The 11,901-nt window shown below is 64.2% G+C and carries 17 protein-coding genes; all 17 read right to left on the reverse strand.

The window, feature by feature from the left end:
* Position 1 precedes the first annotated feature (1 nt).
* The 17 genes from P3W85_RS28290 to P3W85_RS28370 are packed head-to-tail and all read right to left on the reverse strand — an operon-like array spanning position 2 to position 11,870.
* Complete coding sequence (locus tag P3W85_RS28290) at positions 2 to 274, reverse strand: hypothetical protein (protein WP_276267177.1); 273 nt, start codon at positions 272 to 274, stop codon at positions 2 to 4.
* A 19-nt stretch (positions 275 to 293) separates the two neighbouring features.
* On the reverse strand, positions 294 to 638 hold the full coding sequence (locus tag P3W85_RS28295; RefSeq protein ID WP_276267178.1) for a FliM/FliN family flagellar motor switch protein: 345 nt from the start codon (positions 636 to 638) through the stop codon (positions 294 to 296).
* Complete coding sequence (locus P3W85_RS28300) at positions 635 to 1,417, reverse strand: FliM/FliN family flagellar motor switch protein (protein WP_276267179.1); 783 nt, start codon at positions 1,415 to 1,417, stop codon at positions 635 to 637. Before P3W85_RS28300 ends, P3W85_RS28295 begins: the two co-directional genes overlap by 4 nt.
* Positions 1,418 to 1,458: 41 nt before the next feature.
* Complete coding sequence (locus P3W85_RS28305) at positions 1,459 to 2,655, reverse strand: flagellar hook-basal body complex protein (protein WP_276267180.1); 1,197 nt, start codon at positions 2,653 to 2,655, stop codon at positions 1,459 to 1,461.
* Between the two features lie 17 nt (positions 2,656 to 2,672).
* Complete coding sequence (locus P3W85_RS28310; RefSeq protein WP_276267181.1) at positions 2,673 to 3,080, reverse strand: flagellar hook assembly protein FlgD; 408 nt, start codon at positions 3,078 to 3,080, stop codon at positions 2,673 to 2,675.
* Between the two features lie 13 nt (positions 3,081 to 3,093).
* Entirely contained in the window at positions 3,094 to 3,744 is a 651-nt protein-coding gene (locus P3W85_RS28315; protein WP_276267182.1) for a hypothetical protein, read from the reverse strand.
* Positions 3,741 to 4,193, reverse strand: a complete 453-nt coding sequence (locus P3W85_RS28320; RefSeq protein WP_276267183.1) for a hypothetical protein — start codon at positions 4,191 to 4,193, stop codon at positions 3,741 to 3,743. The genes P3W85_RS28315 and P3W85_RS28320 overlap by 4 nt, the downstream gene beginning before the upstream one ends.
* The gene (locus tag P3W85_RS28325) at positions 4,190 to 5,545 is read right to left on the reverse strand and encodes a FliI/YscN family ATPase (RefSeq protein WP_276267184.1); all 1,356 of its coding nucleotides are present in this window, start codon (positions 5,543 to 5,545) and stop codon (positions 4,190 to 4,192) included. Before P3W85_RS28325 ends, P3W85_RS28320 begins: the two co-directional genes overlap by 4 nt.
* Entirely contained in the window at positions 5,542 to 6,366 is an 825-nt protein-coding gene (locus tag P3W85_RS28330; RefSeq protein ID WP_276267185.1) for a hypothetical protein, read from the reverse strand. Before P3W85_RS28330 ends, P3W85_RS28325 begins: the two co-directional genes overlap by 4 nt.
* Entirely contained in the window at positions 6,363 to 6,899 is a 537-nt protein-coding gene (locus P3W85_RS28335; RefSeq protein WP_276267186.1) for a hypothetical protein, read from the reverse strand. The genes P3W85_RS28330 and P3W85_RS28335 overlap by 4 nt, the downstream gene beginning before the upstream one ends.
* Positions 6,896 to 8,335, reverse strand: coding sequence for a flagellar basal-body MS-ring/collar protein FliF (fliF, locus tag P3W85_RS28340; RefSeq protein WP_276267187.1), 1,440 nt, complete (start codon positions 8,333 to 8,335; stop codon positions 6,896 to 6,898). Before fliF ends, P3W85_RS28335 begins: the two co-directional genes overlap by 4 nt.
* 12 nt (positions 8,336 to 8,347) lie before the next feature.
* Complete coding sequence (gene fliE / locus P3W85_RS28345) at positions 8,348 to 8,683, reverse strand: flagellar hook-basal body complex protein FliE (protein ID WP_276267188.1); 336 nt, start codon at positions 8,681 to 8,683, stop codon at positions 8,348 to 8,350.
* Positions 8,680 to 9,117 (reverse strand): flagellar basal body rod protein FlgC, encoded by a 438-nt coding sequence (flgC, locus tag P3W85_RS28350; RefSeq protein WP_276267189.1) that lies wholly within the window; start codon positions 9,115 to 9,117, stop codon positions 8,680 to 8,682. Before flgC ends, fliE begins: the two co-directional genes overlap by 4 nt.
* Entirely contained in the window at positions 9,114 to 9,476 is a 363-nt protein-coding gene (locus P3W85_RS28355; RefSeq protein ID WP_276267190.1) for a hypothetical protein, read from the reverse strand. Before P3W85_RS28355 ends, flgC begins: the two co-directional genes overlap by 4 nt.
* 5 nt (positions 9,477 to 9,481) lie before the next feature.
* Positions 9,482 to 10,591, reverse strand: coding sequence for a flagellar basal body P-ring protein FlgI (locus tag P3W85_RS28360; RefSeq protein ID WP_276267191.1), 1,110 nt, complete (start codon positions 10,589 to 10,591; stop codon positions 9,482 to 9,484).
* 5 nt (positions 10,592 to 10,596) lie between these two features.
* Entirely contained in the window at positions 10,597 to 11,190 is a 594-nt protein-coding gene (locus tag P3W85_RS28365; RefSeq protein WP_276267192.1) for a flagellar basal body L-ring protein FlgH, read from the reverse strand.
* The gene (locus P3W85_RS28370) at positions 11,187 to 11,870 is read right to left on the reverse strand and encodes a hypothetical protein (RefSeq protein ID WP_276267193.1); all 684 of its coding nucleotides are present in this window, start codon (positions 11,868 to 11,870) and stop codon (positions 11,187 to 11,189) included. The genes P3W85_RS28365 and P3W85_RS28370 overlap by 4 nt, the downstream gene beginning before the upstream one ends.
* Positions 11,871 to 11,901: the final 31 nt, after the last annotated feature.

Consider the following 11,901-nt stretch of genomic DNA (forward strand, 5'->3'; position numbering starts at 1 on the left):
GTCATTCCTGGGTAGGTGCAATCGGACTAATCAACTGCAGGCCTTGCGCATTGCGCACCAGCAGCAGTTTCTGCCCGTCGACTTCAATCAGATACAGAGGGTTCGGCGCATGAATGCGGCTGACTTCCAGCAAGCGGATGCGCGACGGCGCCCCGGTGTTGGCGGGCAACCGTCCCCGCGCCGCGAGTTGCTTATGCAGCACGAAGATCGCACCCATGCCGGCCAGCAGGCAGGCAATAAATGCCGCAAAGATCCGGAGCCAGTCGATGTGCATTGCAATGCGTCGCGGCCAATCACGCGCCGTCGGCCTGGGCCGGCAGGATTTCGGTGATGCGCACGCCGTAGTGCTGCCCGACGGCGACGACTTCCGCACGGGCGACCACCTTGCCGTTGAGCTCGACGTCGGCGGGGTGCGTCAGCGCGCGCTGCAGCGGCAGCACCGCGCCTTCCTTGAGATCGAACAACTCCTGCAGCGTAATCTTTGCCTCGCCGACAAAGACCTTCAGGTCGACCGCGATATCCTTGAGCAACGCCTCGCGCGCCAGCGCGAGCTTGCGTGCGCCGGCCGCGGCGGGCTCCGGGTCGGGCAGGTCGACGCCGTGCACGGCCAATTTCAGTTCGTCATGTTCGGGTTTCACAATGTCCTCGCATTGGTGGAACCGCCATCGCGCGTGGCGAGCTGCACGGCTATCTCGCCGTCAGCCGCGCACAGGGCGCCGGTCAGTATGTTGGTGTCCTTGCCGGACAGGCGAATATCCACACGATCCTCCAGCAGACGGCCTAGCACCAGGACATCGCCCACGGCGAGGTCCTTGAGATCGGCCACTGGAAGGGACACTTCGCCGAGATAGACGCGGGCCCGCACGACCTGCGGAGACATGGCTTCCGTGCGTGAGCGCAATGGCTTCGCATTGGGCAGCGCCTCTACCGGCGGCATCCACGATGCCAGCGCAGCGCGGCCGACACAGAGCGTGGTCACGTGCCATCCGTCGACACGCAGCGTAAAACGCCATGGCTCTACATCGTCATGCCTTGTGGCATGCACCGCCGCGACATAGGCAGCATGGCCAGGCTGAGACGCAGCAGCGCCAGGTGATGATGTTTTCTCATCGGCAAACTCGCCGAGCACGACGCACAGATCGTCTAGCGCACGCTGGCCGAGCCGTTCCATCAGCGCGCGTGTCTTCGAGCCGGCGGATTCGGTGCGCGCACGACTGCCGAGCAGGAACTCGCCGATCGAATGCGAGGCTCGCACGCCATCGATGGCTAGTAGTGCGCCCAGCGGGTATGGGTCAGCCTTCGAACGGCACGCGCTGCCGCCGGCATCTTCCTGCGCGATTTCATACTCGGCATCGCCAAACCACGTCTGCACCCAGCGCAGGACAACGGGCTGCAGCGCATCGCGGAAGCGCGTCAAATCGCTTTCGCCGACGGGGCGCCAGGACCGATACGCAGACATCAGGAACGGCCCCGCAGATCGAAGAGCTGCTGAATCATCTCATTGGTTGCATTGATGATCTGCGACGATGCCTGGAAACCGCGCTGCACCAGAATCAGATCGCCAAATTCCTGCGAGAGATCGACGTTCGAAGCTTCGAACGAGGCGCCCGTCACCTTGCCCGCCCCATCCTTGCCGCTCGCGGCGATCGCCGGCGCACCGGCACCGATGTACTCCACCAGACCGTGGCCAAGCTGGTTGATGGCTTCCGGACGCGGAAACCGCGCGACCGCGACCGTACCGACCGTCGCCTTCTGCCCGTTGGAGTAATTCAGCACGATGCTGCCGGTGTCGTCGAGCGCGATGGTGCTGATAGTGCCATGCCCATAACCGTCCTTTTCCGCGACGCGCACGTCGGAACTCGTGCCGAGCGGCTGATTTGTGACGCTCGTGAAATCGAATACCACTTTCTGCGGCGTGGTGCCAAGGCGCAGCGAAATCGTTGTCGCTTCGCGGCCTGGCATCGGCAACATGCCGATGAATTCCAGCTCACCCTGGCCCACGGTGGAGCTGCTTTCGTCGAGCACCAGAACGTCCATCCTCCCTGCGATGGCACTTTTCTTGAATTGGATCGACATGACGCGCCGGCCGCCGTTGACATCAAATATCTCAACGTTCGAGATGGTGGCAATTACATCGGTCGGCGTTGGTGTGCTCGGTGGCGTGGACGTGATGTTGCCGGTGAGACGCAGGCTGGAAGTTGCCTTGGGCGGATTGTTGCGCAGGCTCTCCACTGAGGCGGATTTGACCGAGTTGCTGCCATCATAGATGCCCAGCGCCCTGCCGGTCTCGCGATCCACGATCTTGCCAGAATCAGCCACCGTAAACCGCGCCGTCCGCGTATAACGGTTACCTTCCTCTCCTTGCAGCACGAGATATCCGTCGCCGCCGACTGCGAAGTCGAGCTGCCCGTCAGAGCCGCGGATGTCGCCCTGGCGCATGTTGAAGTGCGTGCCGGAGAAGCTCACTCCCGCGCCGCGTACCGGCTGGCGCGTCGCCGCGCCAGGGTAGGCCTCAGGATAGACGAGCTCATTGAACTGTAGCACCGACGACTTGAAGCCCGGCGTGTTCAAGTTCGCCACGTTGTTGCTAATGGTCTTCAGGCCGCCGGAAAAAGCATTCAGGCCGCTCAAACCACTGAAAATTGCACCCAGCATGGTGTTCTCCTTGATCCTCAGCGTACCTGGGTAATCTGCGACAGCAGGATGTTCGGCACGACCTGGCCGTCCGGCGTCTGCAGCGTCAGTTCCTGCTGGTTCCGGTTGAATGCGACGGCCGATACGGTGCCGGTCAGCGTGCTCGAATTGACGGTGACGTCGACCTTCTTGCCGAGCAGGCTGATCGCCTGGGTCGATGCCTGTACGGACAGCAGCGTCTCGATGCGCTCGGTCTGCTGGCGCGTCTGCTCAAGTGTGGTGAATTGCGCCAGCTGGGACACGAACTCGAAGTTGTCCATTGGCTTGAGCGGATCCTGATAGGTCAGCTGCGTCAAGATGATCTTGAGCAGGGACTGGATGTCCAGCCCCAGCGCCTGTGACCGCGTATCGGCGCTGGCAATTGCACCAATCGACTCTCCTGCCATTGTCTTGCTCCTTCTACGGCCGCCCGCGTTCGTCGCGGCGGCCGTTGATCATCAATGCATACGTATCCAGCCCATGCCGCGCCAGTTCACCGGCGATGCGCTCCCGCAGCGACACATCGCCTTCGTCCCCTTCGCGCATCACGTGCGCCACCACGACGGTCGGCTGCGTCACGCCATCATCGATACGCACAGCTAGGTCGCCGCGGCGAGCTCGGGAACGCCAGGGCACGCCGGCAGCCTCCCGCGGCAATGCCGCCGCGCGTGTCACATCGTCAATGCTGCCGCCTTCAGCCGATGGCTGAAAGACGTGCATTGCGATCGCACTTTGCATCTGCGGCCTTGCCACCGTCCCACTGCCAGCGATGGCCCGCTGCCCGATGCCTGCCGGTATGGCCGTCGGCTGGCGTACCGCATTGGTCGGCATGGCCTCCCCCGTGGACTCGATCGCTTGCGCAACCACATGAGCCGCTGGGATTCCCACCTGTGCCGTTACGGCAGCCGCACCCGGTCCCCGCATGGAAATGGCGCGCACAACCGGCTCCAGCATTCGCTCCGCTTGGGCCAGCTGTTGCTGAAACGAGCCATTCGCCGCGTCGGACACCCTGCGGGCTGCTCCGTCGCCAGGCTTCGTCAGGCTGCCTTCCGGAACGATGCGCATTGTCATTGCGCCCTCCATCTCAGTAGCGCATAGGACTCGATGGCACGGTCGAGTTGCGTCCCCCGGATATCGCGTAGCGCATCGCGTGCATCCGCCAGCAAGTCATCCGTGATATCGACCTGATGCAGTGCAGCCCGGCAGCTGGCTTCTGCCTCAGCCAGTGCCGTACGTGCATCCGTATGGCTGCGCTCCGCCTCCCGCACGGCAGCCGCGTACCGCAGCGACAGGCGCACCGCATTCGCCAGACATGCCGGATCGAGCACGGCACCCGCGCGCGCGCGCGCAACGTCTTCGTCGGCCGTCTGTGCCGCCGCGGCCCGCGCATCGTCCAGCAGCGCTAAGGTCAGGCTGGCCTCATTGGAACGCGCAATCGTCTTCGCACGGGCGCCAGCCGCCTGTGCCTGTCGGACGGCCCGAACGGCCGTCAATTGTTCGACCAGTTCGGGCGTGCTCATGACCTGTGCCCTTCGAGCAGATACTTTAGCTGAACAACGGCCTCGGTACGCCCCGTCCGCACATCGGGCGATTGCCGCAGGAACGCGTTGAGGCTGTCGCGCAGACGAATCGCGCGATCCAGTTCGGGATTTTCGCCAGCTTTGTAGAGACCGGCTTCGACAAGCACCCGCGATTCGTTGTAGATGGACAGCAGGCGTGTGGCATCCGCGGCAGCAGCGCCTTCGTCCGGAGCAACGACGTGCCGAAACAGCCGGCTCATGCTGCGCGATACGTCGATCGCCGGATAATGCCCCTGTTCCGCCAGCTTGCGCGACAGCACGATATGCCCGTCGAGCAGCGCGCGCATCGTATCGGCCAGTGGGTCGTCAGCGTTGTCCGACTCGGTGAGGACCGTCATGATCGCAGTAATCGCGCCACCATCCTGGAAGGCCCCGCACCGCTCCACAACGCGCGGCAACGCGGCGAACACCCCCGGCGTATAGGCACGCGCGGTGGGTGGCTCGCCCGCGGCGAGGCCGATCTCGCGCAGCGCCATCGCGTAACGGGTGACGGAGTCCAGCATGAACAGCACGCGACCTCCGGTGTCGCGCAGATACTCGGCAACAGTCAGTGCGGCAAGCACACTGCGCGCGCGCATCACGGCCGATTGGTCGGAGGTCGCCACGACCATCACGGAGCGGGCGCGGTCCTCCGCGGACAGATTGTGCTGCCAGAATTCCTGCGCCTCCCTGCCGCGCTCGCCTACCAGGCAGAGCACGCAGCAGTCGGCTTCCGTATTCGCTGCAATGGTGGACAGGAGAGTCGACTTGCCAACCCCGCTGCCAGCAAAGATGCCGACGCGCTGCCCGACGGCCAGCGTGAGCAGCGTATCGATGGCGCGCACACCGGTCTCGATCGGCTTGTCGGCACGGGCGCGCGCCAGCGGGTTGCCGACCGTGCCGTGCAGAGGACGATGCTCGCTAGGCGCCATTGCAGGGCCGCCATCGATTGCCCGCCCGAGTGCGTCGATCACGCGGCCGAGCATTTCGGGGCCAACCGCCATATCCGCGCCTTGGCTGACAGCCGCCACGCGCGCGCCCACATGGACGCCGCCGATACCGGTGTAAGGCACGAGCGTCACACGACCCATATCGACACCTGCGATTTCGGCAATCACGCTGCCGCTGGCCAGCTGGATCTCGCACAGCGAACCGACCGGGAGCCCCGGACCGTCTGCCTCGAGAAAGGTTGGCATCACGCGCGTGACGCGGCCTTCGTAGGCGCGCAGATCCAGCGCCTGTATACGAGCGAGAATGGCCTGCGAGTCCGGGGCGTCGCATCGGCACGTGGATGGCATGGGCGCGGGCGTCATGTCTCCTCCTCCAGCAGATCGCCCAAGGCCTGCCGCAATTTTCCTATCTGCGCGGGAAGGCTGAGATCGATACTTCCGAGCCGCAGCTTGAGCACGCAGTGTCCGGCCGAAGCATTGGCATCGATATGACATGCAATGCGATCCAATGGCAGAGCCGCGCCGACGGCAATACGCAATGCCCCTTCATCGGCGAAATCCCTGGCGGAAACGGTCAGAGCAAGAACCGTCGAGGCCTCGATGTCGGCCAAACTGGCATTCACGGCGCCTGCCACGAGGTCGCGCCGGTTTGTTGCATCGCCAGCGATTTTTTCGATGGCGCCCAGCGCAACCGATACGGCGAATGCCGATGTCTCTTGCATGCGCTCGTCCAATGTCTCGCGAAATGCCTGCAATGCCTCGACGAGGCTGCGCGTGCGAGCTGCATCGTCGCGTATAGCAGCCGTTGCGCCGTCTCGCAAGCCGGCCTTGTGGCCGTCTTTGTGACCTTCCTCGTAGCCTTCGTTCCGACCCTTGGCGTATGAAGCCCGGGCCTCGCCCGCCACACGGGCACTCATCTTCGCGTCGCTCTCGGCCAACGCTGAACGGGCAGCGATCAACTCGTTCTTCAGCAGATCGAGCTCGGCCAGCAAGGATGGTCCCGCAAGGTGCATCACAGATGGCTGCCCTGAAGCCGAAGGGGCGGAATGTGGGCCTTGGAACGCGGCGTTGCCTTTGGTGGTGGCTGCCACCACGGGTGCAGCGTTCGGCATTTCCCGGCGCGCGCCGGCCCTCACACGCTCTTCGGCGTGGCGGACGGTCTGCGCCTTGAGCAACCGCATCATGCGCTCCTTGCAAAAGACCGGGCGCCGGCCAGCAACCGCCGAAGCCATGAGCCGCCCTGCGGGGCTGCGTTCGCCTGCGTTATTGGTGAAACGGGCGCATCACACACAGCTTCGATTTCTTCGGCCAATGCGCGTGCAACCATCGGCGTGACGCGGGTACAGTCGGCAAGCCGTACGATCGCATCGCGCCGTGCCGGCGGAAACGCGGCGAGATGACGTGCCCGTTGTGCCGGTGCCAATGGCGCCAGCAGCGCGGCGACGATTCGATCCGGATATGCGGCGGCCCCACAACCAGCCTTGCTGCCGTCGGGTTCGAACACGCCAGCGAGGCATAAGTCAGCAGGCTCGAGTTGCGCCTTGAAAGCATTGTCATCAGCGCCTGCTGTCTGCATTTCCTGCAACAGCGAGACAACCGCTTCCCGGTCGCTCGGGGGTAACCCCTCAAGGATGGCGCGCTTGTCTTCCTCTGCCAGTTCGGCAAGGCTTAGCACAACACGGCGAAGCTGTGCGGAAGGGTTGCCGGGCGCGTTCATTGCGACACCGCCTCCTTGCCAAGCAGCTCCTGCAGGCGACGCGTATAGGCATCGCGCTCCTCGCGCGTCAGACGGCGTGGCGCGCCATCGGCATCGCGCCGCTTGCCGCCGAAGGCAACACCGGCGGCAAAGACGATCGCAAGCAGGGCCAGGCCCGCCAGGACAACCACGATCTTCCTCGGCATGTCAAGCGAAGAAGGCCCGACCGGCGAAGCGGACATAATCTCCTCCTCGACGAATTCGGACTGAGAAGACGGGGCCGTAGCCGGCGCAGCCGGCAGCGCCGGCGTGGCCAGTTGTGGAAAACCTTCCCGCACCGCGACGGACACGGTATCGCCCCGCGACGTGTTCAATCCGACCGCTGCGGACGCCAACTCCTGCACCTTACTGAGCGCGACTACGCCCGGCGGCGCATTGAGCACCACGGCAACCGACAGGCGGCGGATCGACCCCGGCTCGGTCACCGCCTGCTCCACGCGGCGCGACGTTTCTTCGACACCCGTCTCGGCGGAAATCGCCTTGGCACGTGGGATGCGTGCGGGTTCGATCAGAGACGAATTCGCGTCGGTACCGGCTTCGGACGCGGGACGTATGGCAGACACGACGGGACGACGCGTCCGCGTCACTTCATTCGACACCTGCAACCGGTCATAGTTGACCTGCACGTCCACCGCAACCGATGCGAGCTGCTTGCCGACCAGCGAACCAAGCTGCTCGCGCACCTTGCCGGCGTAGTAGCGTTCCAACTCGGCTTTCAACTCCAACTTCGGATCCGAGATCATGGCAGCGGCCGCCCCTTCGCCTCCGGCCGTGAGCCGCTGATCCGTCACCGTGACTTCGGCGGGATCCAACTCCGGGATCGCTGCGCCAACCAAGCGCTGGATGCTGCGGATGCGGGAAGTGGAGAGCACAGTGCCTTCGCGCGTCGAGACTACGATCGAGGCCTTCGGGCGGCTGGCGTTCTTGCGGAAGATGGAGGCTTCGGGAATCGCGAGATGCACGCGCGCGCTCTCGATCTCTCGCAGGCTGAGAATCGTACGGGTCAGTTCGCCCTGCAAGGCGCGCTGGTAATTCACCTTCTGCGTGAACTCGGTCATGCCAAGATCGGAATTGTTGAACAGCTCGAACCCGACGCTGCCCTTGAGTGGGATGTCCTCGCTCATCACCCGCAGCCGCGCTGCGTGAACATTTTCCTGCGGTACGAGAATGGTCGAGCCGCCGTCTGCCAGACGATAGGGTGTCTTTTCTTTCTCGAGATGCCGGACGATGGCAGCCGCATCCGCCGGCTTGAGCCCGGAGAACAGCAGTCCATAAGTCGGACGCCATACGATGTAGGCGACCACCAGCAGGACGACGAGTAACGCCATCACCGCGAACGTGATGGCCAGTTGTTGACCGCGCGGACGATCACGAAGAAAACCGGAAAAAGTTGCCACGGGTATGCCGCCTTACATCTGCATGCGCATGAGTTCCTGATAGCCTTCGACCAGCCGCGAGCGCACCTGCAGCGCGAATTGCATGGTCAATCGGGCTTCCTCAAGCGCGAGCATGACCTGGTGCGGTGGCAGGTCTCCGCCAAGCGAGAATCGCCGCACCATGTCCTCGGCCTGCGACGACGTGACGTCGAGACGCTCTACGCCGCCGAGCAGCATGTCGGCAAAGCCTTGCCGGTCCGCAGGGGCAGCTGCCGGCGAGGCGGGCGTGGACCCGGCGGCCGATGCCGCACCGATACCAATTGCTTGAAGTGCAACTGCGACTGCTTCGATACCTGCGACGCTCATCATCCCCTGCTCCCGATTTCTAGCGCCTTGGTGTACATCTGCTTCGCTGCGTTGGCCATGGCGACGTTGGCTTCGTAGATCCGCAGGCTCTTAACCATCAGCGTCATCTCGCCGGCATGGTCAACGCCGGGGTAGGCAACGAAACCGTTGGCATCCGCGTGCGGATGGCTGGGCTCGTGCACCATCCGTGGCGGCACGCGCAGGCGCTCCACGCCATAGACCTGCACGCCGGACAGCCCTGTCGGACCTCCCAGACGGCGGGGCTCTTCCAGCGAAAAGACGGCCTTTGGCCCGGATACAAGCCGCACCGGCTGATACGGCAGCCCGTTGCCGGTGCGCGTGGTGTTCATGTTTGCGACGTTCTGCGCGATGGTGGTGACGCGGAGCCACTCGACGTCCATGCCGGAACGGCTGATCTCGAAAACGCTGGCGGTCATCGCGAGCGGCCCTCGGTCAATGCTGAGTGATGGAGTTGCAGTGTGCGATCGAGCATAGACACGAGCATCTGGTAGCGAAGCGTGTTTTCGCCAGCCTTGGAGACTTCGAGATCAGCGCGGAAGTCGCCCTGCGCGGGCTGGGCAACCAGCGTCACAATCGGCTGGAACCCGCGGATGCGCGCCAAGCGCTCGGATTCGCTGGCCGGTTCGCGCATCAGCGCGCTGAGCTCCTGCTCGAAGCTCACGGCGTGGAACTGCGGCCGCTCCGCGGTGACGTTCGCGATGTTCTGGGCGTGGGTGATCTGTCGCGCGAACAGCCCGTCCAGTACCTTGCCCACGAGTTCTGTCGTCAGTGCCATGATCGTCATTGGATGATAAGTTCGGCATGCAAGGCGCCCGCCGCCTTGAGCGCCTGGAGAATTGCAATGGTGTCTCGGGTACCGACATTCATCTTCGACAGGCCATGCACCAGATCCGATACGGTCGTGTTCGGGAAGGTCGCTACCGCGGCCTTTGTCTTCTCGTCGACCGTCAGCTTGCTGTTGCCGATGATGAGGCTGCGCACCTCGGGTCCGGCATAGCCGATAAAGTTCGGCTGCGAGGCGGTGTACTCGGTTTCCACCGTGACGCGGATGTCACCGTGGGACAGCGAGATCGCGTCGATGCGTACATCGCTGCCCGCCACAACCGTCCCCGTCCGTTCATTGACCACCACCCGAGCATTGCGATCGGGCATCACGGTCAGCCCCTCGATGCGCGCGAGCCACTGGTTCATCTGTGCTCGCGATGCAGGCGCGCGGATGGCGACGGCGGTTGCGTCCTTCGAATAGGCTGTGTCCCTGCCAAACGCCGCGTTCAGGCGTGCTGCGATGCGCTCGGCCGTGGTAACGTCCGCATCCTTCAGCACGAAGGTCAAGTAACCGTTGTCGGCCACGATATCGGCCTGGATCGGAATTTCCACGGTGCCGCCGGACGGTACCATGCCGACCGTCGGGTGATTTTTCTGCACCAAGTTACCGTTGGCCTCGTAGCGGTAGCCGCCGACCGAGACGGGTCCCTGCGCCAATGCGTAGACGCGCTTGTCCGGGGCCTTGAGCGCAGTCATCATCAGAGAGCCGCCGGCGAGGCTGCGCGCATCGCCGATCGACGTCACGGTCACGTCAAGCTTGTCGCCAACGTTTGCGGTCGGCGGCAAGCTTGCCGAGATCATCACCACGGCCACGTTGCGACTCTGGACCTGGTCCGCAGGAATCGCAAAGTCGAACTGTGACAGCGCATTGGATAGCGCCTGCCGGGTCGCGCGGTTGCGCGGCGAATCGCCCGAGCCGGCGAGACCGGTCACGATGCCGTAACCGACCAGCATATTGTCGCGCCAGCCGAGAAAGCGGCCAAGTTCCTTCAGCCGCACCTCGTTTCCATGCGACGGCACGACCAGCAGCAGCCCAATGGCCAGTAGTGCGAAACGTTTCAGCATGCCACTCACCATAGTCCGAGCCATCCGAGAATGCGGGGGATCAGTCCGGGCTTGGAGCGATCGGTCAGGAAGCCGTCACCGACGTAGTCGATCTTCGCGTCCGCTAGCCGGCTTGAGAGGATGGTGTTCGAGTCCCCGATATCCATTGGACGGATGCGTCCCTCCAGCGCGATGCTGGTCTTCTCGCCGTTCATGTTGATGGTCTGGCTGCCAGCGATGACGAAGTCGCCGTTAGGCAGCACGTCCTTGATCGTGGTGCTGATCTGCGCCAGCAGCTTGCCCGAGCGCTGGATGCGACCCTTGCCGCCGTAGTCGTCACCGACCCCAAGCGTCATCTGCTGCGTCTGCCCCCATGAACTACCGAACTTGGCGTTTATGTTGGCACCGGCACTGGTGGACGTATCGGCCGTATTTGACGCGCTAGAGCTTTCGACAACGAGCACGGTGACCGCGTCGCCCACTTTGGCGGCCCTGCGATCACTCCCGAGCGAAAGGGGATTGTTCGCGTCGAATAGATTCGCTGCCCGCGCGCCGACAGCCAGGCCGAAACAGGCGAGAAGCGCCAGGCGTGCAAGGTGCACCCGCCATCCTGCAATCATTGAACACCTCGCTCCGGTCGGGCGACCAAGGCGTGGCCCTCGGCCGTGGCCATAAACAACGGCACCCCACGCGGCACGTCCTGCAACGCTGTCGCGTGCCGCGACACGACAACAGGCCCGGCCTTCACGGCAACTTCTTTCGTCTCGCCGCGCTTGTAGGCTGCGAGCGTCGCAATCCAGGGGGAAACGACCCGCTCGCCCGCCAACATGTCGCGACGGGCTCGGGCCACGCGATGCAGAGCATCGTAATACAGAGCACCGGGCGCCGGATCAGCCTGGCACGCCACAGGCGCGACGTCCGCCACGCCGACGGCTTCGCCGGCGGACAGCGCATGCACCAGTTCCACGCACTGACGAGTGACATCTGCGGGGCTGTGCACGGCCATCGAAGCGCGATCCTCACGTCCACCGATCCGTGATACGGAAACTTCGGGCGTCCCGGATTCGACGATGCGGTCGCGCATTGCGGGCACGGCGAGACGGACGTGCTCCGCGATCTCGGCCTTCGGCACACGCAGCGTCTCCGCGCGGTTTCCCATGCGGGCCACGATCACCGGCGCCGCTGCGAGACGCAACGCCTCGGGCAAGGCGGACAGATCTGCCATCTGCCCAAGCGTGATCTCGGCGCCGCGCACCTCGACGCGATCCCACAGCGTCACCTGCGCCTGCGCGAACGACATCGCACAGATGCTGGCAAGAGCAACGGCGGCG

It is taken from the genome of Cupriavidus basilensis (assembly GCF_029335485.1).
Classification (GTDB): domain Bacteria; phylum Pseudomonadota; class Gammaproteobacteria; order Burkholderiales; family Burkholderiaceae; genus Cupriavidus; species Cupriavidus basilensis_E.